This is a genomic window from Microbacterium sp. ACRRU (assembly GCF_022346945.1).
Taxonomy (GTDB): Bacteria; Actinomycetota; Actinomycetes; order Actinomycetales; family Microbacteriaceae; genus Microbacterium; species Microbacterium mcarthurae.
Genome location: NZ_JAKRNI010000032.1, coordinates 1 through 23,372, shown reverse-complemented (window position 1 = coordinate 23,372; position 23,372 = coordinate 1). Strand labels below are relative to the sequence as shown.

At 70.5% G+C, this 23,372-nt stretch carries 25 protein-coding genes; 17 read left to right on the top strand and 8 right to left on the bottom strand.

Annotated features, from left to right (window positions below; translation table 11 throughout):
• Positions 1–54: 54 nt before the first annotated feature.
• Genes MHY30_RS12755 through MHY30_RS12735 form a run of 5 tightly spaced genes read left to right on the top strand, consistent with a single transcriptional unit; the run spans position 55 to position 4,535 of the window.
• Complete coding sequence (locus tag MHY30_RS12755; RefSeq protein WP_239277272.1) at positions 55–1,065, top strand: PstS family phosphate ABC transporter substrate-binding protein; 1,011 nt, start codon at positions 55–57, stop codon at positions 1,063–1,065.
• 23 nt (positions 1,066–1,088) lie between these two features.
• Positions 1,089–2,048 carry a phosphate ABC transporter permease subunit PstC gene (gene pstC, locus MHY30_RS12750; RefSeq protein ID WP_239277271.1) on the top strand — a complete coding sequence of 320 codons (960 nt, stop codon included), beginning with the start codon at positions 1,089–1,091 and terminating at the stop codon, positions 2,046–2,048.
• Positions 2,048–2,965 (top strand): phosphate ABC transporter permease PstA, encoded by a 918-nt coding sequence (gene pstA, locus MHY30_RS12745; protein WP_239277270.1) that lies wholly within the window; start codon positions 2,048–2,050, stop codon positions 2,963–2,965. The genes pstC and pstA overlap by 1 nt, the downstream gene beginning before the upstream one ends.
• 2 nt (positions 2,966–2,967) lie before the next feature.
• Positions 2,968–3,837, top strand: coding sequence for a phosphate ABC transporter ATP-binding protein PstB (gene pstB / locus MHY30_RS12740; protein ID WP_374204611.1), 870 nt, complete (start codon positions 2,968–2,970; stop codon positions 3,835–3,837).
• A complete protein-coding gene (locus MHY30_RS12735) occupies positions 3,834–4,535 on the top strand; it encodes a winged helix-turn-helix domain-containing protein (protein WP_239277269.1) in 702 nt (233 codons plus the stop codon). The genes pstB and MHY30_RS12735 overlap by 4 nt, the downstream gene beginning before the upstream one ends.
• On the opposite strand, the gene MHY30_RS15405 is transcribed toward MHY30_RS12735, so the two are convergent.
• Together MHY30_RS15405 and MHY30_RS12725 are read right to left on the bottom strand one after the other, a co-directional pair.
• The gene (locus tag MHY30_RS15405; protein WP_239277268.1) at positions 4,517–5,482 is read right to left on the bottom strand and encodes an arsenate reductase ArsC; all 966 of its coding nucleotides are present in this window, start codon (positions 5,480–5,482) and stop codon (positions 4,517–4,519) included. The two genes, MHY30_RS12735 and MHY30_RS15405, sit on opposite strands and share 19 nt — an antisense overlap.
• Entirely contained in the window at positions 5,479–5,799 is a 321-nt protein-coding gene (locus MHY30_RS12725) for a helix-turn-helix transcriptional regulator (protein ID WP_239277267.1), read from the bottom strand. The genes MHY30_RS15405 and MHY30_RS12725 overlap by 4 nt, the downstream gene beginning before the upstream one ends.
• A gap of 161 nt (positions 5,800–5,960) precedes the next feature.
• Between MHY30_RS12725 and MHY30_RS12720 the strand changes: the two genes are divergently transcribed.
• Both MHY30_RS12720 and MHY30_RS12715 read left to right on the top strand, forming a co-directional pair.
• Positions 5,961–6,377: an arsenate reductase ArsC gene (locus MHY30_RS12720; protein WP_239277266.1), complete on the top strand. Its 417-nt coding sequence runs from the start codon at positions 5,961–5,963 to the stop codon at positions 6,375–6,377.
• Entirely contained in the window at positions 6,374–7,024 is a 651-nt protein-coding gene (locus MHY30_RS12715; RefSeq protein ID WP_239277265.1) for an arsenate reductase ArsC, read from the top strand. The genes MHY30_RS12720 and MHY30_RS12715 overlap by 4 nt, the downstream gene beginning before the upstream one ends.
• 264 nt (positions 7,025–7,288) lie before the next feature.
• On the opposite strand, the gene MHY30_RS15400 is transcribed toward MHY30_RS12715, so the two are convergent.
• Positions 7,289–9,703, bottom strand: a complete 2,415-nt coding sequence (locus MHY30_RS15400) for a LuxR C-terminal-related transcriptional regulator (protein WP_239277264.1) — start codon at positions 9,701–9,703, stop codon at positions 7,289–7,291.
• Positions 9,704–10,076: 373 nt separating this feature from the next.
• Between MHY30_RS15400 and MHY30_RS12705 the strand changes: the two genes are divergently transcribed.
• The 4 genes from MHY30_RS12705 to MHY30_RS12690 all read left to right on the top strand — a co-directional run bounded on the left by MHY30_RS12705 (position 10,077) and on the right by MHY30_RS12690 (position 13,880).
• On the top strand, positions 10,077–10,766 hold the full coding sequence (locus MHY30_RS12705) for a SipW-dependent-type signal peptide-containing protein (RefSeq protein ID WP_239277263.1): 690 nt from the start codon (positions 10,077–10,079) through the stop codon (positions 10,764–10,766).
• Positions 10,763–11,398: a signal peptidase I gene (locus MHY30_RS12700; RefSeq protein ID WP_239277262.1), complete on the top strand. Its 636-nt coding sequence runs from the start codon at positions 10,763–10,765 to the stop codon at positions 11,396–11,398. Before MHY30_RS12705 ends, MHY30_RS12700 begins: the two co-directional genes overlap by 4 nt.
• Before the next feature lie 71 nt (positions 11,399–11,469).
• Complete coding sequence (locus tag MHY30_RS12695; RefSeq protein WP_239277261.1) at positions 11,470–12,144, top strand: hypothetical protein; 675 nt, start codon at positions 11,470–11,472, stop codon at positions 12,142–12,144.
• On the top strand, positions 12,141–13,880 hold the full coding sequence (locus tag MHY30_RS12690) for a choice-of-anchor G family protein (protein ID WP_239277260.1): 1,740 nt from the start codon (positions 12,141–12,143) through the stop codon (positions 13,878–13,880). Before MHY30_RS12695 ends, MHY30_RS12690 begins: the two co-directional genes overlap by 4 nt.
• Positions 13,881–13,910: 30 nt before the next feature.
• On the opposite strand, the gene MHY30_RS12685 is transcribed toward MHY30_RS12690, so the two are convergent.
• Positions 13,911–14,543 carry a LysE family translocator gene (locus MHY30_RS12685; protein ID WP_239277259.1) on the bottom strand — a complete coding sequence of 211 codons (633 nt, stop codon included), beginning with the start codon at positions 14,541–14,543 and terminating at the stop codon, positions 13,911–13,913.
• A gap of 76 nt (positions 14,544–14,619) precedes the next feature.
• On the opposite strand from MHY30_RS12685, the gene MHY30_RS12680 reads away from it, so the two are divergent.
• Positions 14,620–15,942 (top strand): NAD(P)/FAD-dependent oxidoreductase, encoded by a 1,323-nt coding sequence (locus MHY30_RS12680; protein WP_239277258.1) that lies wholly within the window; start codon positions 14,620–14,622, stop codon positions 15,940–15,942.
• 1 nt (position 15,943) lies between these two features.
• Here the strand turns inward: MHY30_RS12680 and MHY30_RS12675 are convergent, their stop codons facing one another.
• Both MHY30_RS12675 and MHY30_RS12670 read right to left on the bottom strand, forming a co-directional pair.
• Positions 15,944–16,804 (bottom strand): sulfurtransferase, encoded by an 861-nt coding sequence (locus MHY30_RS12675; RefSeq protein ID WP_239277257.1) that lies wholly within the window; start codon positions 16,802–16,804, stop codon positions 15,944–15,946.
• Between the two features lie 35 nt (positions 16,805–16,839).
• A complete protein-coding gene (locus tag MHY30_RS12670; RefSeq protein ID WP_239277256.1) occupies positions 16,840–17,337 on the bottom strand; it encodes a DUF4188 domain-containing protein in 498 nt (165 codons plus the stop codon).
• Between the two features lie 71 nt (positions 17,338–17,408).
• Between MHY30_RS12670 and MHY30_RS12665 the strand changes: the two genes are divergently transcribed.
• Positions 17,409–18,023: a MerR family transcriptional regulator gene (locus MHY30_RS12665; RefSeq protein ID WP_239277255.1), complete on the top strand. Its 615-nt coding sequence runs from the start codon at positions 17,409–17,411 to the stop codon at positions 18,021–18,023.
• A 9-nt stretch (positions 18,024–18,032) separates the two neighbouring features.
• On the opposite strand, the gene MHY30_RS12660 is transcribed toward MHY30_RS12665, so the two are convergent.
• On the bottom strand, positions 18,033–18,323 hold the full coding sequence (locus tag MHY30_RS12660; protein ID WP_239277254.1) for a DUF4287 domain-containing protein: 291 nt from the start codon (positions 18,321–18,323) through the stop codon (positions 18,033–18,035).
• 41 nt (positions 18,324–18,364) lie between these two features.
• On the opposite strand from MHY30_RS12660, the gene MHY30_RS12655 reads away from it, so the two are divergent.
• Positions 18,365–18,847: a GNAT family N-acetyltransferase gene (locus tag MHY30_RS12655; protein WP_239277253.1), complete on the top strand. Its 483-nt coding sequence runs from the start codon at positions 18,365–18,367 to the stop codon at positions 18,845–18,847.
• Positions 18,844–20,640 carry a hypothetical protein gene (locus MHY30_RS12650; protein ID WP_239277252.1) on the top strand — a complete coding sequence of 599 codons (1,797 nt, stop codon included), beginning with the start codon at positions 18,844–18,846 and terminating at the stop codon, positions 20,638–20,640. Before MHY30_RS12655 ends, MHY30_RS12650 begins: the two co-directional genes overlap by 4 nt.
• Positions 20,641–20,650: 10 nt before the next feature.
• Here the strand turns inward: MHY30_RS12650 and MHY30_RS12645 are convergent, their stop codons facing one another.
• Complete coding sequence (locus MHY30_RS12645) at positions 20,651–21,436, bottom strand: siderophore-interacting protein (protein WP_239277251.1); 786 nt, start codon at positions 21,434–21,436, stop codon at positions 20,651–20,653.
• 79 nt (positions 21,437–21,515) lie between these two features.
• On the opposite strand from MHY30_RS12645, the gene MHY30_RS12640 reads away from it, so the two are divergent.
• The gene (locus tag MHY30_RS12640; RefSeq protein WP_239277250.1) at positions 21,516–22,484 is read left to right on the top strand and encodes a siderophore ABC transporter substrate-binding protein; all 969 of its coding nucleotides are present in this window, start codon (positions 21,516–21,518) and stop codon (positions 22,482–22,484) included.
• Between the two features lies 1 nt (position 22,485).
• The coding region (locus MHY30_RS12635) for an ABC transporter permease (RefSeq protein WP_239277249.1) at positions 22,486–23,372 on the top strand (887 nt) is incomplete at its 3' end.

Genomic DNA, 23,372 nt, shown 5'->3' with positions numbered 1-23,372 from the left:
AGATAGATCAGCTTCTATACCAAACGGATAGAAGCTCATCTATCTGGATGGGTCGTGCGTCGACTCGTCCTGGCGCCCGCACCGGGCACGAAGGGAAGCGCACTCGTGAAGAAGAACACAGCAAAGTTCGCCGCCGTGGCGACGCTCGCCGCCGCCGCTCTGGCTCTGAGCGCATGCGGCGGTCAGGCTGCCTCCAGCCCCGCTCAGGGAGAGTCCGCCGCGGGAGGGGCGGGTGGCTCGGTCACGACCGATGGATCGTCCACGGTCGCGCCTCTGACCGAAGCGGCCGCGGATCTCTTCCGCGAAGAGGACCCGTCGGTCAACGTCTCGGTCGCCACCTCGGGCACGGGCGGCGGCTTCAAGGCCTTCTGCGCGGACGAGACCGACATCTCGAACGCCTCGCGCCCCATCAAGGACGAGGAAGCCGCCGAGTGCGAGGCGAACGGTGTGGAGTACACCGAGATCGTGGCGGCGAACGACGGCCTCTCGGTCATCCTGAACCCCGAGAACGACTGGGCGACCGACCTCACGCTGGAGCAGGTGGCCAAGATCTGGGCTCCCGAGTCCGAGGGTGTCGTGAACAGCTGGTCCGACGTCGACCCCAGCTTCCCGGACGTCCCGCTGGTGCTGTTCGGAGCCGGCACCGACTCGGGGACGTTCGACTACTTCACCGAGGAGGTCAACGGAGAAACCGGCGCGATCCGTACCGACTACAGCCCGTCGGAGGATGACAACATCACCATCCAGGGTGTGGCGGGCGACCGCGGCGCGATCGGCTTCCTCGGCCTCAGCTACGTCGAGGAGAACGAGGGGACGATCATCGCCGCCTCCATCGACGGCGTCTACCCGAGCACCGAGACGGTGCAGGACGGCACGTACACGCCTCTCGGGCGCCCGCTGTTCATCTACGTCAAGAACGCGGCGTACACCGACAAGCCGCAGGTGAAGGAGTTCGTCGACTTCTACGTCGCCAGCTCGGCCGAGATCGCCGACCTCGCCCTGTTCGTCCCGCTGACGGAGGAGCAGATCGTCACGGCGCAGGAAGAGCTCGCCTCGCTCGGCTGAGCGAGACCTTGCGGAGACTCTCCATGACCGTTGTCACCTCCACGGCCGGGGACTCGAGGACGACCTCCTCGGGCCCCCGGCCGCGCTCCCCCTTCGCCGGGCGCCGCCGTCCCGGCGAAGCCGTCATCAAGCTCGCTCTCCGGCTGGCCGCCGTGCTCACGATCGCGACCACGATCGGCATCCTCTTCGCCCTCGTGATCCCGTCCGCGGCGTTCTTCGCCGAAGTTTCGGTCGGAGACTTCCTGTTCGGCACCCGCTGGGCTCCGCGCTTCGCGGATGCCTCGTTCGGCGTCGTGCCGCTCGTCTCGGCGACCCTGTGGACGACAGCGATCGCATTGCTGGTCGCGGTGCCCTTCGGGCTCGGCGCCGCCATCATGCTGGCCGAGTACGCCCGGCCGCGCACGCGGAAGATCCTCAAGCCGATGCTGGAGATCCTCGCGGGCGTGCCCACCGTCGTCTACGGATTCTTCGCTCTGCAGTTCGTTCAGGCCACGGTGCTCCGCGACTGGCTGCAACTCCCCACGGGCGCTTTCAGCGTGCTTGCGGCGGGGCTCGTCATGGGCGTCATGATCATTCCGACGATCGCTTCGATCTCGGAGGACGCGATGTCCGCGGTGCCCGGTGCGCTGCGTCAGGGCAGCGCCGCTCTCGGCGCGAACCGGATGCAGACCACGCTCCGGGTGGTGTTCCCGGCTGCTCTGTCAGGAATCGTCGCGGCCGTCGTGCTCGGGGTCTCCCGAGCGGTGGGGGAGACGATGATCGTCGCGATCGCGGCCGGCAGCCAGGCCAGGATCGTGACGAACCCGATCGAGCAGGGGCAGACGATGACCGGGTTCATCGCCAACGCCGCGCTCGGCGATTCCCGCGTGGGGAGCCTCGAGTACAACACCCTTTTCGCAGTGGGGCTCTTGCTGTTCCTCATCACGCTGGCGATGAACTTCATCAGCATCCGGTTCGTCCGCCGCTTCCGAGAGGCCTACTGATGATCTCCCTCACGCACCGCACCACATCCGAGACCGTCCGGGCCTCCACCCCGTTGGGTTCGGGAACCCCCGGTGACCGCAGGCCCGGGCCGATGATCTTCCTCATCCTGCTCTGGCTGTCGCTGCTGGTCGCCTTCGGCGTCCTCGTCACGCTCCTGGTCACCATCCTCGTCGAGGGGTGGGCGAGGCTGACGACCCCGTTGCTGACGGAGTACCCCTCCGCGTCGCCGGAGACCGCGGGCGCCCGCCCCGCCATCCTCGGTTCCGCCTGGGTCATCGCCACCACGGCGGTGCTGACGCTTCCGCTCGGTATCGCCGCCGCCATCCACCTCGAGGAGTTCGCCGACAAGAAGCGCTGGTTCAACCGGCTCCTCGAACTGAACGTGCAGAACCTCGCGGCTGTCCCGGCGATCATCTACGGACTCCTGGCCCTCGGGTTCCTCAGCATGCTGCAGGTTCAGAACAAGAACATCGTCATCGGTGGCGCGGTCGCGCTGTCGCTGCTCATCCTGCCCGTCATCATCATCTCCACGAGAGAGGGTCTGCGCGCGGTTCCGAGTGAGATCCGAGACGGCTCCCTCGCCCTGGGCGCCACGAAGTGGCAGACCGTGTGGAGGCAGGTGCTCCCGGCATCCGTGCCCAGCATCGCCACCGGCTCGATCCTCGCCCTCTCACGCGCGCTGGGAGAGGCGGCGCCGCTGCTGGTCCTGGGCGCACTCGTCTACATCACCTTCGATCCCAACGGTCTGATGAGCGGGTACACCACGCTTCCCATTCAGATCTTCAACTGGACCGGCCGTCCGCAGGCGGGCTTCCACGAACTCGCCGCCGCCACGAGCGTCCTCCTGCTGGGAGTTCTCCTCCTCATGAACGCGCTGGCCATCTTCATCCGCAACAAGTACCAGAAACGGTGGTAACCATGAGCGACTCGATCGTTCCGTCCCCCGAGGCGTCTCCTCACCCCTCCTTCCGCTCTCCTGCCGCGAACACGAGCGTCAGCGCATCGCCGAGCGGTCTGATCCGTTGCGAAGCCGTCGACGTGTTCTACGGCGACTTCCGTGCGGTGACCGACGTGAACCTGAGCTTCGGCAAGAACGAGATCACCGCGCTGATCGGCCCCTCCGGGTGCGGGAAGTCGACTCTCTTGCGCTCCTTGAACAGAATGAACGACCTCGTCGACGGTGCGCGCGTGGAGGGTCGGATCCTGTTCCAGGACGACGACATCTACGCCAAGAACGTGGACCCGATCGAGGTGCGCCGTCGGATCGGCATGGTGTTCCAGAAACCCAACCCGTTCCCGAAGTCGATCTACGACAACATCGCGTACGGGCCCCGCGTGACGGCGATGAAGGTGTCGAGCATGGACGACCTCGTCGAAGAGGCGCTGACCAAAGCGGCCCTGTGGGACGAGGTGAAGGACAAGCTCAAGCAGTCGGCCTTCGGATTGTCGGGCGGACAGCAACAGCGTCTGTGCATCGCCCGCACGATCGCCACCCAGCCCGACGTGATCCTCATGGACGAGCCCTGCTCGGCACTGGACCCGATCGCGACCATGCGCATCGAAGACCTCATGCACGACCTCCGGCGGGACTACACGATCATCATCGTCACGCACAACATGCAGCAGGCCGCGCGGGTGGCGGATCGGACTGCGTTCTTCACCGCCCTCGCGGACGAGACCAGCGGAGACCGCACCGGAGTGCTCGTCGAGTACGCCCCCACGGCGGAGATCTTCGAACATCCAAAAGATCAGCGCACTGAGGACTACATCAGCGGCAGGTTCGGGTGACCACGCTCGCCGGGCCGGTGCGCGGGGCGGCGCGGATCGTCGTCCTGTCGTCAGACCCCCACGTCGTGAGAGGCAGCACCGCGGAGTTCCGGCACTTCGGCGCGTCGCTCGTGCTCCGCGCCGACGTCGTGAGCGCACTGACGGAGGTCGTCCGCGATCCGGACACGATCCTCCTGGTGTGCTCGGATGTCGACTGCCAGGACATGGCGTCCGTCCTCGAGCTCGCGCTCGCCACGTCGCGGTCGACCGTCCTCTTCGGGGTCCACCCGGCGGGCGGGCTCGGCGCGCTCGGCACCGCGGTGGCTGCGGGGGTCGGCGGGATCGTGGATCTGCCCGTCACCCCTGAGCGCCTGGTCACCGCGTTGCGCGACCTTCCGGTACCGACCACCGACCTGCCCGGCCCGGTGACCGTCGGGGGGCTGGTCGTGGATCGGTATCGGCACCGCGTCGAGCTGTTCGGGACGCCCATCCCGACGACGCCGCGGGAGTTCGACATCCTGCTCGCCCTCGCGACGTCATATCCGGGAGTGGTCACGCTCGACCGACTCGCGGGGGGTCGCGGGCGCGGAGCCGGGCATCGTGCGTCCGTCCGCGTCATGGTCGCCGGCTTGCGATCGCGGTTCTCGGCCCTGGCGGGAGTGGCGCGCGATGCGGTCATCAAGACGCAGCGCGGTGTCGGCTACCGACTGGGCCCCTGAGGAACCAGGTCCATCTCCGTCAGAAGCGATTCGACGTGCCGACGGATTCGATCCCTGACGCGGCGGAGTCCTCGGTCGTCCAGAGCCAGGGGGTCCTCGAGGTCCCAGTCCATGTAGCGGCGGCCGGGATAGACCGGGCACGCGTCCCCGCAGCCCATCGTCACCACGTAGTCCGCTGCCTGCACGACCTCGTCGGTCAAGGGCTTGGGGTACTCGTCAGGCATCGGCACACCCACGTCGGCCAGGGCCGAGACGACACGCTCGTTGATCTCCGCCGCGGGCTGCGAACCCGCGGTGCGGACATGGACGCGATCGCCGGCGAGGTGACGCAGATACGCCGCGGCGATCTGCGATCGGCCGGAGTTCTGCACGCACACGAACAGCACCTCGGGCGTGCCTCGCAGCATCAGGCCCCTCGCCGACGCGAGCGCGTCGAGGCGGTCGGCGGCGTACCGAGCCGTCAGGGAGGGCAGGTGCGACTTGACCCGGGCCCTCTGGCTGAGCAACAGGAAGCTGTCGACCACGTACTGCGACACCGTCTCCTCGCTGAAGGTGGAGGAGAACCGATAGGACAGGTCTTTCGCGACGGAGGCGATCGACGCGGGTAACGCGGCGACGGCGGGCTGGTCATCGGGGAGGGGGAGAGCGGGCGCGTCGCCGACGAGGAGGCGGCCGAACCTCACCCACGACGTCGCGGGAAGGACGACGTCGTCTGCGCCGTCGGCGTGGATGATCTCCGCGGCTGTCAAGCGAGCCACAGCGTCCGCGACCTCATCGGTGGGCGCGTGCAGCAAGGTTGCGAGGTCGTCGACAGGAGCGCCCGCCGCGAGTGCGCTGAGGACCCGCAGGGCCAGCAGATCGCCGAGCACGGCGGCCTGCGCGGCGCGCTCGCGCGCGGCTCGGTCGTCGAGAGGGCGCCCGACCCGGTGGCCGGAGTCGCCGGTCACCGCAGCAGATCCTCGATGGCACTCCGCCGGGACGGGGTGACGGAGAGCCACACGAACTTGCCCTCCGGTTCTCGCTGCAGCAATCCATCGTCGACGAGGATGCGGACGTGGTGCGTGACGGTGGGCTGCCTGAGACCCAGGGCTTCGGTCAGCTGTCCGACGGTCGCGCGCTCGCCCTCCGAGTCCAGGACGACGCTCAGGATCTGCAAGCGCGTGGGATCGGCCACGGCTCGCAATGTGCGAGCCAGGTCTTCCGCCGCCGACCGCTCCAGCGGCGCGCCCGCACCAGCGGCGGCGGGGCCTCCGGATGAGCGCATGGCGCCATCGTACCGGAGGATAGATCGCCATCTATGAAAATCGTAATAGGCGGCCGGCGCCCTGCCGCCGGGGCTCGGCGAGTCACCGTCCGTTCACCTGGCGTTGGGCTGCCATGCATAGACGACTCTCTATGCTTCAAGTCACAGGAAGTGAGAATGCCATGTCCGACACCCCCACCGTCCTTTTCGTCTGCGTGCACAACGCGGGTCGTTCGCAGATGGCGGCCGGCTACCTCAAAGAACTCGCGCAGGGCCGCATCGAGGTGCTGTCGGCCGGGTCCGCGCCGAAGGACGAGATCAACCCGATCGCGGTCCAGGCGATGGCCGAGGAAGGCATCGACATCGCCGGCAACACCCCGAAGGTGCTGACCGTCGAAGCCGTGCAGGAGTCCGACGCGGTCATCACCATGGGGTGCGGCGATGCCTGCCCCATCTTCCCCGGCAAGCGTTACGAGGACTGGGAGCTGGACGACCCGGCCGGGCAGGGCATCGAGGCCGTCCGCCCCATCCGCGACGAGATCCGCCGACGTGTCGAGGTGCTGATCGGCGAACTCCTCCCGGCGGGCGGTGCCGCATGACCGGGCGGAAGGGGCAGGACGGCCTTCTCGCTCCCGACTCGGTCCTGCACCGTGCGGCGGAGCGCCTCGCCGTCCAGTTCACCGGAATGGTGGGAGCCGAGACGGTCGAACGCGTCGTGTTCGAGTCGTACGCCGCGCTCGCGCGCACAGCGAGTGTGTCCACCCACCTGCCGTCACTGGCCGAGAAGTTCTCCCGAGACCGGTTGACCGCACTGGCGCAGTCCCGGGGGTTCCTGCCCAAGCCCGTTCCCGAGGTGTTGTACGTCTGCGTGCAGAACTCCGGCCGCTCCCAGATGGCGGCGGCACTCACGCGACACCTCGCGGGAGACCGTGTGCACGTGCGCTCCGCTGGATCGCAGCCGGGTGAAGGCATCCTCGCGATCGTCGTCGAGGCGCTCGCGGAGAAGGGCATCGACGTCCACGAGGAGTTCCCGAAGCCGCTGACCGACGATGTCGTCCGCGCCGCGGATGCGGTCGTGACCATGGGCTGCGGCGACGCGTGCCCGGTCTACCCCGGTAAGCGCTATCTCGACTGGGATCTCGCCGATCCTGCGGGGCTCGACCTCGCGGCGGTTCGCGAGATCCGTGACGACATCGAGGCGCGCGTGCGGCGTCTGCTCGAGGAGCTCACGACCTCGGGCGCCTGAGCCGCGGATTCCCGCGACCATGGCTGCGTTCGGCGGCCAGCGACTGCCCGTTTCGAGCAGTTCCTCCCGCACCGCCCGCTGGTCGGTGAAGATGTGGCCGTGTACGCACCGGATGCCACCCGGCCGCGGGCGACCGTCCGAGGGGGACACTGAGGGGGAGATGTTCCGCTGGCGGTCGGGTGGTGGTGCGTCCGGACGTACGGGCACCTCGACTGCGCAGACCGGCGCCCGCGCGGCGGTGTCCGCGGGCGCCGGAGTCCTCCGTCAGGCTCCGATGGCGTGCCCGGCGAAGTACTCACCGAGGCCGCGCCGGGATCCGGCTCCGACCTTCCCGCGTGCCTGATAGATGTGCGACTCGACTGTCCGGACGGAGATGAAGAGGTGGTCGGCGATCTGGCGGTTCGACATCCCCGCGGCGATGAGGGTCGCGATCTCGCATTCTCGACGCGTCAGCGAGGACGACTCCGCCGAGCCGGGGCGCGGCGATGCGGCGGCGGAAGCGTCGGACGAGGAGGGCGTTTGCGCGATCAGGGTGCCGAGGAACGCCGATCGGACCGTCCCTTCTCGCGGCGACCGGTGCGGCGGATGCGACAGCGCGTGAGTGAGAGGCGATCGTCCGTCATGGAGCAGCCGCCGGATCTCCAGCAGCGCTTCTTCTCCGAGCACGTCGAGGGCGACGCCACGGTAGAGATCGCGAGCGCGTCGCATCGGTGACTGTCGGGAGGTCGTGGCGGCGAGCGCCCCCCGCAGGGCCCGTGCGGCCTCATCGTTCCGCTGATCCAGGGCGTCGATGATCGATCGCGTGGCGGCGCAGGCGTGACGCAGCGACAACGGTCCCTCCGACCACACCGTTTCCACGCGCTCCGCGATGGCGCGCGCTTCCCCTGTGCGACCGTTGCTCGCGAGGAATTGCGCGATCCACAGCTTCACTCCCGCGACCGCCATGTCCTGCCGCAACGGGGCGAAGCGAGCCCGTGCGGCATCGAGGCTCCTCACGGCCGCATCGCTCTCGCCGCGGACAGCGGCGGACAGTGCCACCGCGAGACCGGCGATGCCGAGGACACGATCGTTGCCTTCGCGCGCGGCTCGTCGCCTCTCTCGTGCGATGCGTTCATGAATCGGCGGTGCGTCCTCGCCCAGCACGAGGTGCGTGGCGAGCTCCACCATCAGTATCCATAGCCGGTCCGTCGTCGTCAGGCCCGGAGTGCCACCGTCGATGACGTCCTCGTCCACGCGCGTGAGGAGGCGTTTTGCTCCTTCGGCGTCGGCGAGCTCGCCCCGCGCGTAGGCCTCCATCAGCCAGCACCACAATCGCCACTGCCCTGTCGTCACCTTGGCCGCGTCGTGCGCCGCATCCCGGGCTTCCGGCCATTCGAGCGACAGGCCGAGTGCGTCGATCAGAGCGAAGGTCACCTGGGGGTCCTCCGGACCGGAGGCTCCTCGTTCGAGAGCCGACCGCAGCTCCTGTGCGCGGGACGTGTAGCCGCGCACCCCCCACGTGGCGCTGAGGAGCAGAGCGCGTGCGCGATCCTCCTCATCCGACAGGATCTCCGGCAACCGCAGCCCGGCGCTGGGCTCTCCGGCGGACACGCGCGCGTGCGCCAGCTCGAGCTGGAGTCCCGCGTCATCGGCAGCGCCGGCGATACCCATGGCGGCGTACGCCTCCGCCGCTGCCCACCGGCCGTCGTCGTTGTTCCGGCGTGCGGCATCCCGCAGAGCCCGCTGGCACAGATGGGCGGGCGCCGGCTCAGGCAGAGCGCCGCCGCGCAGGAGCAGATCCGCAAGACCCGTCGCGATCGGAGGGCTCCACCAGCGACCGCCGCCTTCGAGCAACCGAGAGACCGCCGACCCGACGAGTGCGTCCACCTGTGCCGCCCCGAGGATGCGGGCAGCCCCTTGAGCGAGCAACGGGTTGGCCCACAGGGACCCGGTGTGCGATTCCTCCCTATGCAGATAGCCGCCTCGTCGCAGGGCGTCGATCTCGTGCTGGGGGCGGATGCGGACCGCGTGCGCGGAAGCCAATCCCGGGAACCGGTGGATGGTGACCAGCGTCCCCAGGTGGTCGGCGTCCAGGCCCGCGAGATGCGAGTGAACGGTGTCAGCCAGCCGAGCCCACACCGGAACGTCCCGGACCGCGACGAGAGGGTCGCGTCCGTCCGCCGACGCCTCGCGCGCCACCTCCGCGAGCTCCTTCAACAATGCGCGAGACCCGTTGGCCAGCCAGACGATCGTCTCGATCGTCATGTCGTCGAGGTCGCCCGCTCCGGACTCCACGACGAAAGACCTCGCCTCGGCGTCGCCGAGCGGCTCGAGGTCGATCCGCCGAGCGAAGCCCTTCGACGCGAGACCCAGGAGTGCGCCGGTCACCGGATCGGACGACGCCCGGGCCACCGTGGGGGCCTCCACGGCGAAGCACACCGGGACGCGCTGCCGACACACCGCCTCGATCAGCATCGAGGCGCTGTCGGGGTCGAGATCATGGGCGTCGTCCACCAGGAGGACCGCCCCGGCGACGGGAAGGCCCCCCGAGCCCGCCAGCGCCGTCGGAACCCGAGCCAGCCCCCGGATCAGGTCTGACGCGACGTCACGTTCGGCCAGCGCATGGGCGACGCGATGCATCGTCTCCGTCTTGCCCGTTCCCAGCGGTCCGACCAGTACGACGGCGCCCCCGGACGCCACGTGATCCGCGATGTCCTCCGGATCAGTGAATCGACCGGTACTACCGATGAAGCCATGCCCCCCGCAGAACTCCACTGTCGCCCCCATCCCCACATATGGTTTCGGCTCGGTGTGGGGTTCAGGTTAGTGGCTGCGCAAACGGTTCAGCCCCCAGATCACGCGAATGATCTCGGCAGTGCGCACTCGGTATTGCGGCGCACTACCGGGATTTCGTCCGTATTGCGGAGGACCTCCCCCTCGCCTACCGGTTTCCGCCCTGGTTCACCGCCCAGGTTCTAGGCCCCGTACGGCGCTTGCGACAGGCTCGCCGTCGCGGGGGGTTTCGCTCGCCCGCCGGCACCGGCACGGCGGAACGTGATCGATTGGGGTTTCCATGGAGCAACACAAGCGTCGGACCGTTCGGCGTCGGATCTTCGCCATCGCGGCGGGTGGCGCCGCGCTCGGGCTGGGTGCCGCCGCGACCCTCGCGGCGTGGACCGACACCGAATGGGTCTTCGGGGGTGACGGTACGGGCGGCCCCGGCGTGGGCACATCCACCTTCGCCGTGCAGCAGAACACCGATGCGCCGGCCTTCGACGAGGCGGCGTGGACGGACGAGCCGGACAACCCCGGCGGTGAGATGGTGTTCACGGCGGACGGGATTCTCGGCACCGAGCTCTCCCCGGGCGTGAGCGTGTACTCCTCGATGGCCCTGCGTACGACGTCCACCTCGATCGCCGGTTCCGTCGAGCTCCAGGCCGCGACGCCGGCGGCGGGCATCACGACCACAGACCCGGACGGCCTCCTCTTCGCCGCTCTCGACGTGCGCGTCGCCACCAGTGCGACGCCTTTCGCGTGCGACGCCAGCGCCTTCACGGGTGGCGCGACGGTGATCGCCGACGGCGCGCTCGCGAGCACGGGCGGATCGGTCTCCCAGGATCTGCTCGAGGAGTCCGGATCGGTGCAGTACTACTGCTTCGAGGTGACGCTCCCCGATCCGATCCCCGTGGCCGGCGGTGTCGGTCCCGCGGAGTACATGGGTCGCACGGTTGCGCCGGCCTGGGAGTTCGTGGCCACCTCGTGATCGAGCCACTCACGGCATCCCGCCCGCTCGCCGCGCACGCTGCGTCATCGTCCGGCCGCGGCTCGGCCCGGTCATCGGAGGGTCGACCGGTTCCGTTGATCGAGCGCGTGCGGGATGCCGTGACCCTGGTGTTCGGATGCCTCGGCATCGTCGCCGTCGCCTGGTTCGCGGCGAGCGCGCTGTGGAGTCTGGGGATCATCGTGTTCGTCACGGGATCGATGGCCCCTTCCCTCCCGACCGGCGCCGCCGCGGTCACCCGCGTCGTCGACGCGTCGGAGTTGGCCGTCGGAGACATCGTCACCGTTCGTCGTCCCGATGCGAACGAGCAGGTGACGCACCGTATCGTCGGCATCGCGCCGGTCGCCGACGACCCGCGCGCGCGCAGTCTGACGCTCCGCGGCGACGCGAACTCGGCCGCAGACCTGGAGCCGTACATCGTCACCGAAGCGGCGCGCGTGCTGGTCGGTCTCCCGGTCGTCGGTGAGGTCATCATCGCCGCCAAGACACCTGGAGTCATGCTGGGCGGCGCAGTGCTCGTCGCGTTCGTCGTCACCTGGGCGCTGTGGCCCGCACCGGAGCGGGCAGGAGCCGACGAAGATCGGTCGGATCCCGAGCGGCGTCAGACCCGCTGAAGTCGAGCAGGAGAAGTATGTTCCACCCCGACCGCTCTCGGCGCCGTCACCGTAGCGCGACGGTCCTGGCCGTGGCCTCCCTGGCGTTCCTCGGCGCGGGGAGTCTCGTCGTCGCCGACACCGCCCTAGCCGACCTCATCGAGGCCGCACCCACGGGGGCGCCGGGGCGGCTGATCCTCGCCTCCGATACGTACCCGGCGCAGTTCCTCGACCTGAGTCCGGGCGAGCCGGCCCACTGGAAGATCCGCGCGCGGCTCGAAGACGCCACACACGCCGAGCTCGCCCTCGAGCTCCGCAAGAGCGGTGCCCTCGCGGCCGCTCCCCGGGGGCTGGTCATGCGGGTGGACGTGTGCGACTCCCCGTGGTCCGATGTCGCCGACCAGCCGATCTGCCGGTCTGGGGCGCGAGAGGTCACCGTCGCCGCGCCGGAGGACGATTACGCCTCGTCGTCGCCGACCTTCGAGTTGCGCCCACTGACGCCGTCGGCGCCCCAGTACCTCCTGGTCACGCTCGCCGTCGACGGCACCGGGGAGGCGGCGAGAGACGCAAGCCTCATGGGTCTTCGGGGAAACGTGGCGGTCGGCCTCACGGCGACGTCCATCGAGGACGACTCCGCCCGCCCGGCGGAGCGCCTGGCCGTCACGGGTGCTGCCCCCGAGATGCTCCTCGGGGTCGGTGCGCTCGCGGTCGGTGTGCTCGGGCTCGGTGCGGCGCTGCGTCGTGCGCGGAAGGGCGGTGCCGCGTGAACCGGCGGACGCGTACCCCGCTGGCGGCGGTGGTCGGAGCCGTGCTCGTCATTCCGCTCGGCATCACCGCGACGACCGCGAGCTGGAACGATCGCGAGTGGGCGCACGGGGAGTCGATCGGGACGGGCATCCTCTCGTGCGACGGCGATGCGGTGCTCGATACCCGCTCGCGCGGCACCCTCCTCGCCGGCCAGCTGTTCGGAGTCGATCTCGATGCGGTCGCCGAACTCGAGCAGCTGAGCTTGACGGTGGATGCCGACGACGGCCCCCAGCCGCGCCCGGGTGACGCGATCGATCTCGCTTCCTCGCCCCCCACGTACACGTACGCGAACCCCTTCGATGTGACGGCCGTGGACATCGTCGGGGTCAACCTCACCGGGTTCGCCATCGCGCTCCCGGGCGCGCAGTCGGGTGCGGCGAGCCAATGGACCCGGGGAGCGACGGACGGACGTGCGGCGGGGGCGTCCGGTCTGGTCAACGACTCGGGCGGCATCCTGGTGTCCGAGACGACACCGGGACCGCAGGTGCCGCAGCCGGCGAGGATCGACCTCACCCGCCTCCTTCCGCCGATCGCGGGGCTGGATCGTGCCGAGCTCGAGATCGGCGCGGTCGCCGCGAGCGCGCAGCTCGACGGATGTGCGGCGCTCCAGGAGCAGGTGTGGGGTATCGCGCCGTCGCAGGCGGTCGTGGAGCGCGACTACGGCATCGCCGGCATGGAGGTCGTCCTCGAAGCGCCCGCCGTCGAAGCGCTGACCGGGGCGGTCACCGCCGGGGTCGCCGACCTCGATGCCGCCGTCGGCGCACTCGTCGGGCAGAGCGGGCTGATCGCACAGAACCTGCGTGCGAACCTCGCGCTGGCCGTGCCCGGGGTGGCCGCGGCGAGTATGGCGGGCAACGTCACGATCACCGGTCTCGATCTGAGTGGGACGGTCGCGCCCTTCCTCGGTCTGACACTCGACGGCGACGGTTTTGCGATCGACCTCGCGAACGGCCGCATCCTCGTCGACATCGAGCGCCTCGCGGGACCGTTGAACAACGCCCCACCCAACAGCGAGCTGGTGCTGAACGCCGACGTCGTCAATGCCATCGTCGCCGAGGCCGGGGCGCTTCTCGACGACTGGGCGAGCGATGTCACGGAGGCTCTGCGCACCGCGATCCGCGACGCGCGGCTCGGAATCGCCCTGACCACCTCGGTGTCCGCGGCCGGCTACACGTTGGCCACCGTACGGCTCGGCCTCGACGCGACGATCGGACAGGTTCTCTCGGGCGACGCCACCATCGGAGTGACCCTCTCCAACCAGCCGACCGGCCTCATCGTCGGGACGATCAATCTCGCACTGGGCGCGCTGGGCCTGCCCACCCTGAGCTCGATCCTCTCGATCCTCGGCGGCTCCGGCGGGGCATTGACCGCCGCGCTGGCGAACCTGCTGACCACGGAACTGATGAACCGGGTCACGTCGCTGGGGGCGACCCTGTCGGCGCTTTCCGCGCCGGTGATCGACGTTCTCGGTGGCGTGGTGAATGCACTCCCCACGGTCGTATCGGTGATGGTCAACGTGCAGCCCGATCAGGAGGGCGCTCCGCCGGGTTCGTCCTTCGTGCCGGCGGGGCCGCGATCCACGGCCGAGTTCGCCGTCACTGCGCTTCGACTCGGGCTTGCGGATGCCGCCGTGCCCGGGGACGTCGCGCACATCCTCTTCGCGACCGGCTCGGCGGGCCCGGTCGATCTGCATTGAGGTCAGTGGAGATAGTCCGTGCCGCGTGCCCTACGTCTTCGCGCCGGTCAGCGCGAGCGTGCCGCCGAGGCCGATCATGAGGACCCCTCCCGCCCCCGACAGGGTGGAGATCCGCCGCGGCGACCGCGCGAACCACGCACGCGCGGTGCCGGCCGCCAGGGCCCACACGCAGTCGCACGCCAGCGCCAGCACCTGGAACAGCAGTCCGAGGATCAGCAGCTGCGCCCAGACGGGGCCGGAGGAGGGCGAGACGAACTGGGGCAGCACGGCGACGAAGAAGGCGATCGTCTTGGGGTTGGTCAGCCCCACGATCATGCCCTGGCACAGCAGCGTCCACGGTGACCGGACAGTGCCGACCGCGGCGACGCCCGATGTCCGCCGATGCCGGATGGCCTGGATGCCGAGCCACACGAGGTAGGCAGCCCCCGCGACCTTCAGCACCGTGAACGCGGCGATCGACGAGGCCACGATCGCTCCGACCCCGAAGGCGACGGCGATCACGGCGGGGATGGTTCCGAGGGCGTTCCCGACGACGCTGAGCACCCCGGCGCGGCGCCCGAGGGCGATTGACCGGCCGATGACGAACAGCACGCTGGGACCGGGGATCACGATGATCACGATCGAGGCGAGCGTGAACGCCACCAGGTTCGACCACGGGATCATGCGCTCACACTAACGCCGCCGGGAAAGCCCCCGCGCACTACTCTCTTCTCACGGTCGTCTACCCGAGGGAGCCGTCATGGAACAGTTCGACATCGTCGTCGTGGGAGCGGGGATCTCCGGTCTGTCGGCCGCGCGTCTGCTGGTCGCCGAGGGGCGCCGCGTCGTCGTCCTCGAGGCGCGCGACCGCGTCGGCGGACGCGTGCATTCGCAGCGTGAGGGGCACCGGATCACCGACCGGGGTGCCTCCTGGATCCACGGCATCGACGACAGCCCCGTCGAGGCCGCGGCCCGTGCGTTCGGCCTGCCCATGGCCGAGTTCACCGTGGGCGGGTACCAGCCCGACAGTCGGCCGCTGGCGTACTTCGGGCCGGACGGTGAGCGACTCGGCGCCGACGAGGTGCGGCGCTTCGCCGACGACGTCCGCGCGCTCAACGTCGATCTCGTCGAGGTCATCGCCCGTTCCGCTCCGGATGCCACCTACGCCGACGTGGTCGAGGAGGCGCTGGCCGCGCGCGACTGGGACGCCGAGCGGGCGCAGCGCGTTCGCGAGTACAACGGCCGCCGCGCCGAGGAGCAGTACGGCGTCCACATGTCCGTGCTCGGCGCTCACGGCCTCGATGACGACACCGTCAACGGAGACGAGGTCGTCTTCCCGCGGGGCTACGACGAACTCGCCACGCACCTCGCGGACGGTCTGGACGTCCGGTTCGATCACGTCGTGACGGCTGTCGCCTGGTCCGCCGCCGGCGTGACCGTCACGACCGACCACGGCGACTTCCACGGCGCGAGCGCGGTCGTGACGTTGCCCATCGGCGTCCTGCAGTCCGGCGACGTCGCCATCACCCCGCCGCTGCCCGACTCCCATCAGCGCGTGCTGGGGGTGCTGGCATCCAATGCCTTCGAGAAGGTCGTGCTGCGCTTCCCCGAGAAATTCTGGGATGCCGAGGTGTACGGCATCCGTCAGTTCGGCGACGAGGGGGAGTGGTGGCATTCCTGGTACGACCTGGGGCGCATCCACGACGAAGCGGCGCTGCTCACCTTCGCCGCGGGGCCCGCCGCCGTCGCCACCCGCTCCTGGACCGACGACGAGATCGCCGCTTCGACGATGGCGCAGCTGCGCCGCCTGTACGGCGCGAACATTCCGGATCCCGAGAGCGTCGTCGTCACCCGCTGGCAGGACGACCCGTTCGCGCGCGGGTCGTACAGCTACATGAAGCCGGGTTCGGTGGGTCCCGACCACGACGACCTGGCCGAACCCATCGGTGGCGTGCTGCACCTCGCCGGCGAGGCGACGTGGGGAGACGATCCCGCCACGGTCCCGGGGGCGATGCTGTCGGGGCACCGCGCGGCGGAGAACGTGCTCGGTCGCGCCGTGCCCATCGAGCGTCTCTGGAGCTGAGTCAGCGCGGATCGGGGCCCGTCGCCACGGGCAGCTCCGGGTGATTCGACCACTGGCTCCACGACCCGGGGAACAGGCGCGGCGTGAATCCGGCGAGGGTCAGGGCGACCGCCTGGTGCGCGGCCGTCACCCCGGATCCGCAGGAGACGCCCACCTCCACGCCCGGAAGCGCACCGAGCTCGGTGAAGCGCTCACGCAGAGCCTCGGGGGCGTGGAAGCGACCGTCCGCCCCGACGTTCTCGGTGGTGGGCGCGCTCACCGCCCCCGGCACGTGCCCCGCGCGCGGGTCGATCGGCTCCACCTCGCCGCGGTACCGTTCCCCGGCGCGCGCGTCGAGCAGCAGACCGTCGTCGGCGAACGCGGCCACCTCGTCGAGCGCCAGCACGGGCAGCGCGCCGTAGGCCAGGGTCACCGACCCCGGCGTCGGGGTCGCGGCATCCCCCGTCTCCATCGCGAGGCCGGCGTCGGTCCACGCGCGCAACGACCCGTCGAGCAGGCGCACGTCGGCGACGCCGGCGTATCGCAGCAGCCACCATGCGCGGGCGCTGGAGAGGTTGTTCAGATCGTCGTAGACGACGACGGTGTCGCCGTCGTCGATGCCCCAGCGGCGGGCCGTCTGCTGGAGTGCTTCGACGGGCGGGAGAGGATGCCGGCCGTCGGTCGGCGCGCCCGGGGCGGCGAGGTCGTGATCGAGGTCGACATACTGTGCGCCGGGAATGTGTCCTGCCCGGTACTCGGGTCGTCCGTCGGGGCGGTCGAGACGCCAGCGCACGTCGAGGACGCGCACGGGGCCGCCGTTGGGGAAGCGGCCGGCGCGCAGGGCGGCGTCCAGTTCGGCGGGGGTCGTGAGGATTCCCGGCATGGGCCTGCGCCACCTTCCTTCGCGAGAGGCGGGCGTCACCCGCCGCTCGAGCTTACGGTGCGCCCGTCCGCGACGCGGGCGGAGGCCCGGTCGTGGCGGGAGCCGACCGGAACCATCGTGGTCGCCTTCGGCAGCCCCATGGTCGGGGTGGCGACAAAGATCGACTCGGCGCGGTCGACGAGGTACGTCTCGTGCCAGATGCCCACGGCGCCGGCGGCCTTGCGTGCCCGCTTGTTGAAGCGCGTCCACGCGGGGCGGTGCGCCTGCGCGGGAGAGGAGGCGTAGGCGTACAGCTTCTCCAACGACGACCAGTACTGCACGATGTACGGTCCGCGTGGACCGAAGAGCGTCGTGAACCCGAGCAGACCCGAGTCCGGATCGCTGCTCAGTTCTCGCAGCATCGGGCCCATCTCCCCGAACACGGGGAGCCAGGCGTCGGGCCGCCACCACCGGTTGATGGTCATGCCGATGTGGAAGACGACGAGTTCGCCGTCATGCTGGTGCGTCATCCGCCCCGAATTGATGGATGCCATGGGTCCGTCCTCACTCGATAGTGGTGCTATCTAGTGTTGGATAGTGGTGCTATCCAGTCAAGGGGGAATCCATGCGGATCTCGGAACTGTCCGCCCGCAGCGGTGTGCCGGTCGCGACGATCAAGTACTACCTGCGCGAACGCGTCCTCCCTGAGGGAGAGCGCACATCGCCGACGCAGGCGACCTACGGTGACGCGCACCTGCGTCGTCTCGGCGTCATCCGTGCGCTCGTCGATTCCGGCGTCGGGATCGCCGGAGTGCGCAACGTCGTGGCCGTCCTCGAGAACCCGCCCGATCACCCGTCGGCCCTCCTCGGAGCCGCCAGCGCCGCCGTGAACCCGGTCGACGACGACACGGCCGATCTCGATCTCGCCCCCGCCCTCGCGCTGCTCGAGCGCCTGGGAGGCGGCGCCGACGACTGCTACCCCGGACAGATCACCGCGATCGCACGCGCGCTCGCCGCTCTCGACCGTGCCGGCTTCGCCGTGCCCGAGCCGGTGCTCGCGGCGTACGTCGAGCACCTCGGCGCGATCGCCGACGCGGAACTCTCGGCCACGCCGACCGACTCCGCCGAGGCCGCCGTCCGCTACGTCGTCCTCGGCACGACCCTCGTCGAGCCGCTCATCCTGGCCCTGCGACGCGTCGCCGAGCAGATCGCGGCCTCTCGCCGCTTCGGGCGTGACTGACCCGCCGATTCAGCGCTGCGGATTCGACGCGGCACCGTCCAGCCACAGGGTGTCGGTCGCGTCGCCGTGCGCGCCCCCGCGCCCCACGTGCACATCGCTGATCTTCGGCCCCTTCGTGATGACGTGGACGAGGGCCATGCCGTGACCGCGACCGAGGTCGTAGTCCTGCTTCAGCCACTCCAGAATCGGAGTGGCCTTCGTGTCCGGGCCGAAGCCGCGTTCGTGCGCCCGCTCCACGAGCTGGCGCGGAGTGAGACCGGTCTTCTTCTCGACCGCGTCGAGATACGCCTGGAAAGACATGTGCACACCGTAGCGTCGGCCGCCCGCGATAGCGTCGAGGAATGTCCGTCACGCTGCACCGCGCGCCCGTCGCGCAGATTCCTCCGGGCACCCTGTACCGCATCCTGTGGCTGCGCGTGAGTGTCTTCGTGGTCGAGCAGGACGCCGCCTACCCCGAGATCGACGGACGCGACATCGAGGCCGGCGCCGAGCTGATGTGGGCCGAGGAGTCCTCGGGCGACGTGCTCGCGACGCTGCGCGTCTTGAGGGAACCGCAGAACACCCGCATCGGCCGGGTCGCCACCGCCGCGCACGCCCGCGGCCGCGGCCTTGCCGCCGATCTCCTGCGCGCGGCGATCGGGGTCCTGGATGCCGAAGCCCCCGGCATCCCGATCCTGCTCGACGCCCAGGCGCACCTCGCCGACTGGTACGGCCGGTTCGGTTTCGTCGTCTGGGGTGCGCCCTTCGCCGAGGACGGCATTCCGCACGTGCCGATGCGCCGCACGGGACCGGGCGAGCCGATCGCGAAGGAGTCGTCGTCGTGAGGCGGACGGCGGCCGCGGTCGTCGCGCTCGTGTGCGCCCTGGTGCTCTCCGGGTGCGGCCTGCAGTTCTCGCTCGGCTTCGGAACGGGCGAGGACGGACGCTTCGACGGCACCGAGGTGACCGTCCCCGTCCTGTACGCGAGCGGGAAGAAGGGCGTGCTCGCCACGCAGCGCATCGCCGCCGCCTCGGCCGAGGGGGAGGGGCTGCGCATCGACATCACCGAGAACGACGTCAGCGGCGTCGACCCTGTCACGCAGTCCGCGACCTGGACCGCCGTCACGGCGGCGACCCTGCTCACCGGAGCGCGGCCCGACACCGCGTACACGTTCGCGTTCGACACGCGCATCGCCACCCCCGCGGCCGGCGCGGTGACGGCCGTCGGCGTCCTCGCGCTGTACTACGGCACCGAGATCCTCCCCGGTGTCGCGCTGTCGGGAGCGGTGACCCCGTTCGGCGCCATCCGCCCGGTCCCGGGACTGGCCGAGCAGGTGCAGGCCGCCATCGAGGCCGGGGGCATCGACACGATCCTCGTCCCCGCCGGCCAGCGCACCGTGCGCGACGCGCAAGGCGAGACCGTCGACCTCGACCAGCTCGCCGCGACGGGCGGGATGACCGTGACCGAGGTCGCCGACATCGCCACCGCGTACGCCGTGATGACCGGTGAGGATGCCCCCGAGGCGGCTTTCCCGACGCCCCCGGCCTCGCCGACACCCCTGCCGGAAGCCGACGACGCCTCCGCGCCGGACGCGGTGCTCGAGGGGGCGGTGGACGAGATGCTGGCTGATGCCGACGACCTTCTCGCCCTGGCATCCGATCCGGTCCTGGTCGACTCCGGCCGCGCGGCGCTCGCCCGCGCCGAATCTCTCCGGGCCGCGGGAGAGACGGACGCCGCGCTCGCTGCGGCGGTCACGGCTGCCGACCGGGCCGCTCTCGCCGCGGCGCCCGAGGCTTCGGCCGCCGAGGCGACCGTCGCGGCCGGCCGGGCGAGCGACGGTGCCTCGGCGCTCATCGACGACCTTCAGGCGCGGTCGCCCGCGACCCTCGACGACGCCGACCGCGTGCTGCGCGCGGCGACCGCCGCCGCCGAGGCCTTCGCGCTGGCCCGGTACGCGGAAGACCTGCTGTCCGACCCCGCCGCCGACGACACGGCCCGCACCGTCGCGACGACCGCGGCGTTCTTGGCGACGTCATCCGCACGCACGGCCAGCGCCCTGGCCGCGCTGCCCGAGGGCGGCGGCGGCGGGCTCTCCGACGACGCGGACCTGGACGCGGTGGCCTCCCTGCTGCGGCGCGCGGGAGTCGCGGCGAGCGAGGCGTATCGAACCCGTGTCGTCGCGGCGCGGGCCGACGCCGACGGCGTCTCGCTCGACGCGGCCGAGATTAGGCTGGCCGGCGCCGATCCGGCGGCGCTGCGCGCACTCGCGCTGGATCGCGCGCGGGGCGAGCTCACCGCACGTGCCCCGCAGGATCGCGGGTGGGGGGCCCTCGGGATCGCACTCGCCGGCTACACGAGCGCCTCGCCCGTGCTGGCGGCGACGCAGGCGGTGCGTCCACCCTCCGATGCGGATGCCGATGCCGCCGCCGCCCAGCGTGTCGCCGTGGCAGAGGAGTACACCGTCGCCGCGATCGATGCGCTGACCGCGACCGGAGCGGAGGTACCGCTCGCGCGCGGCCTGCTCGCCCAGGCGGTCGAGGCCGCCGAGGCGGAGCCGGCGGCCGGCGCGGGGGGTTTCGTCACCCCGTTCGTGGCGGCGCGTGTCCTCGCTTTCGCAGCGGGCGTCGAGCGGTCGTGACCCGGTTGCGTCAGTGCGGCGCGTGGTACTCGGCGGTTCCCCGCTTCCAGTAACCCTTCACGATCGTGGTGGCGGGATCGCTCGCCCAGCGGTCGAGCAGCAGCGCTCGACCGGCTCGGACGACCGATTGCTCTGCCGCGACGAAACCGAAGACGCAGCCGTCGGGGCGCTCCGGGGCGTCGAGGGCGTCGAGCCAGTCCGTGAGCTCTTCGCCCGCGGGTCGTGCCCCGCGGTGCACCTGGGTCACGTCGACACCGGGCGGGGCGGCGATCGGGAGGTCGTGCGCGGCATCGCGCACTTCGATCGCGATCCGGCCGACCGCCTCGGCATCCATCGACGCGGCGAAACGGCGGATCGCGGGCACCGCGGTCTCGTCTCCGGCCAGCAGCCACGCGTCGGGTCGACCGGTCAGCACGAGCGAGCCCCGCGGTCCGCCCACTCCGACGGGTGCGCCGATCGGCGCGGTCTCGGCCCAGCGGCTGCCGATCCCCTCGCCGTGCAGCGCGAAGTCGAGATCGAGCCAGCCTTCCTCGGCATCCCATGCGACCGGCGTGTACTCCCGGCTGGGCGCCGCGCGTACTTCTTCGGGTGTGGATGCCGCGGACTCGGGGAAGAACACGCGCACGTGGTCGTCGGCGCCGGGGGAGTCGAATCCGCGGAGCTCGGGCCCGGTCAAGCGCAGGCGCACGTATGAGGGGGTGATCGCGGTGCGCCGGGTCAGCGTCGCCGACCGGAAGACGAGGGGGTTTCGGCGGGGCTCGAGACGGGCTTCGCGGTCCCGAATGGACTTCGTCATGTAGCTAAGGCTAACCTAACTCGCCGGGCGGGGTCGTTCCGGTCGCCCGCCCCTCGAAGACCGCTCTGGAGAAGATCGCATGAGTTCACGCCTGTCCCGTCCCGTCGTCGTCCTGTCGCTGACGGCCGCCCTCGCCCTCACCGGGTGCGCCTCGGGAGCCGCTGCCCCGGTCGAGGGATCCGCCGCCCCCGCCACGGTCACGATCGAGGACAACCACGGCGCCATCGAGGTGCCGGTGAACCCCGAACGGGTGGTCGCGTTGGACAACACGACCTTCCAGACGCTCAGCGACTGGGGCGTGACGCTCGTCGCCGCGCCGAAGCCGCTCATGTACGACCTGTGGCCGTCGCTGTCGGGCGGAGACGAGGTCCTCGACGTGGGCCTGCACCGCGAACCCGACCTCGAATCGGTCGTCGCCGCCGAACCCGATCTGATCGTCGGCGGCTACCGCTTCCGCGAGATCTACGACGACCTGAAGCAGATCCAGCCGGCGACGATCGAGACCAGCCCCCGCGACGGCGAGGACCACACGTCGGAGCTGAAGCGCCAGACCGAGATCCTCGGCACGGTGTTCGGGCGGGAGGCGGAAGCCGCCCAGCTCACCGCGGATCTGGATGCCGCCATCGCCGACGCCCGCGCGGCGTACGACCCGTCCGAGACCGCGATGGGACTCATCGCCTCGGGCGGCAAGATCGCCTACGCAGCTCCCGGTGACGGTCGCGGTGTCGGCACGCTCTTCCCGACGCTCGGGCTCACCCCCGCGCTCGACCGCGCGGCGGAGGACGCCTCGCACGGTGACGACATCTCGGTCGAAGCGATCGCCGCAGCGCAGCCGGAGTGGCTGTTCGTGCTCGATCGCGACGCGATGTTCGGCGAAGACGGCTACGTCCCCGCGAAGGAGCTCGTCGAGAACGCCGAGGCTCTCAAGAACGTGCCCGCCGTGCAGAAGGGGCAGATCGTGTACCTCGACGGCAGCTTCTACCTCGACGAGGGGATCCAGGCGTACACGAAGCTGTACCGCTCCGCCGCAGAGGCGTTCTCGTCCTGACGTGACGCGCCTTCCCCTGTCGATCGCCGTTGTCGTCGTCGCCGCTCTCGTCGCCCTCTCGCTTTTCGTCGGGGCGTACGACCTGGGCGGCGACGACTTCGGCGCCGAGATGTTCTGGATCTCCCGCGTGCCGCGAACGGCTGCACTCGGGCTGGCCGGCTGCGCCATGGCGGTGTCAGGGCTGATCATGCAGCTCCTCACCCAGAATCGGTTCGTCGAGCCCTCCACCACCGGCACGACCGAGTGGGCGGCGCTCGGGCTCCTCGTCACGGTCGTCATCGCCCCCGCGGCCCCCGTAGGGGTGCGCATGGTCGTCGCCTCGCTCGCCGCGTTCGCCGGCACCCTGGTGTTCCTGGCTATCCTTCGCCGCATCTCGCTGCGCTCCTCGCTCGTGGTCCCGCTCGTCGGCATCATGCTCGGGGCCGTCGTGTCCTCGTTCACCACGTACCTGGCCGTCACGACCAACGCGCTGCAGATGCTCGGAACCTGGTTCATGGGGAGCTTCACCTCGATCGTCCGTGGCCGCTACGAGATCCTCTGGGTCGTCGCCATCGTCGTGGTCCTGGTCTTCCTGTACGCCGATCGCATCACGGTCGCGGGTCTGGGGCGCGACGTCGCGACATCGGTGGGGCTCGACCACGGGCGCGTCCTGCTGGTGGGGACCGCGCTCGTGGCCGTGGCGACGGGCATGACGACCGTGGTCGTCGGCTTCCTCCCGTTCCTGGGGTTGGTGGTGCCCAACCTCGTGTCGATGTGGCGCGGCGACAACGCGCGGACGAACCTGCCGTGGGTGTGCCTCGGCGGGGTCGCGATCGTCGTGGTGTGCGACATCGTGGGGCGTGTCATCCGGATGCCGTTCGAGGTTCCGGTCTCGATGATCCTGGGCGT

What these genes read in the sequence shown, in the direction of transcription:
- pstC (WP_239277271.1), top strand. Translation starts at nt 1,089, where the DNA reads ATGACCGTTGTCACCTCCACGGCCGGGGACTCGAGGACGACCTCCTCG.
- pstA (WP_239277270.1), top strand. Translation starts at nt 2,048, where the DNA reads ATGATCTCCCTCACGCACCGCACCACATCCGAGACCGTCCGGGCCTCC.
- pstB (WP_374204611.1), top strand. Translation starts at nt 2,968, where the DNA reads ATGAGCGACTCGATCGTTCCGTCCCCCGAGGCGTCTCCTCACCCCTCC.
- MHY30_RS12725 (WP_239277267.1), bottom strand. Translation starts at nt 5,799, where the DNA reads ATGCGCTCATCCGGAGGCCCCGCCGCCGCTGGTGCGGGCGCGCCGCTG.
- MHY30_RS12720 (WP_239277266.1), top strand. Translation starts at nt 5,961, where the DNA reads ATGTCCGACACCCCCACCGTCCTTTTCGTCTGCGTGCACAACGCGGGT.
- MHY30_RS12715 (WP_239277265.1), top strand. Translation starts at nt 6,374, where the DNA reads ATGACCGGGCGGAAGGGGCAGGACGGCCTTCTCGCTCCCGACTCGGTC.
- MHY30_RS12705 (WP_239277263.1), top strand. Translation starts at nt 10,077, where the DNA reads ATGGAGCAACACAAGCGTCGGACCGTTCGGCGTCGGATCTTCGCCATC.
- MHY30_RS12685 (WP_239277259.1), bottom strand. Translation starts at nt 14,543, where the DNA reads ATGATCCCGTGGTCGAACCTGGTGGCGTTCACGCTCGCCTCGATCGTG.
- MHY30_RS12680 (WP_239277258.1), top strand. Translation starts at nt 14,620, where the DNA reads ATGGAACAGTTCGACATCGTCGTCGTGGGAGCGGGGATCTCCGGTCTG.
- MHY30_RS12675 (WP_239277257.1), bottom strand. Translation starts at nt 16,804, where the DNA reads ATGCCGGGAATCCTCACGACCCCCGCCGAACTGGACGCCGCCCTGCGC.
- MHY30_RS12670 (WP_239277256.1), bottom strand. Translation starts at nt 17,337, where the DNA reads ATGGCATCCATCAATTCGGGGCGGATGACGCACCAGCATGACGGCGAA.
- MHY30_RS12665 (WP_239277255.1), top strand. Translation starts at nt 17,409, where the DNA reads ATGCGGATCTCGGAACTGTCCGCCCGCAGCGGTGTGCCGGTCGCGACG.
- MHY30_RS12660 (WP_239277254.1), bottom strand. Translation starts at nt 18,323, where the DNA reads ATGTCTTTCCAGGCGTATCTCGACGCGGTCGAGAAGAAGACCGGTCTC.
- MHY30_RS12655 (WP_239277253.1), top strand. Translation starts at nt 18,365, where the DNA reads ATGTCCGTCACGCTGCACCGCGCGCCCGTCGCGCAGATTCCTCCGGGC.
- MHY30_RS12645 (WP_239277251.1), bottom strand. Translation starts at nt 21,436, where the DNA reads ATGACGAAGTCCATTCGGGACCGCGAAGCCCGTCTCGAGCCCCGCCGA.
- MHY30_RS12640 (WP_239277250.1), top strand. Translation starts at nt 21,516, where the DNA reads ATGAGTTCACGCCTGTCCCGTCCCGTCGTCGTCCTGTCGCTGACGGCC.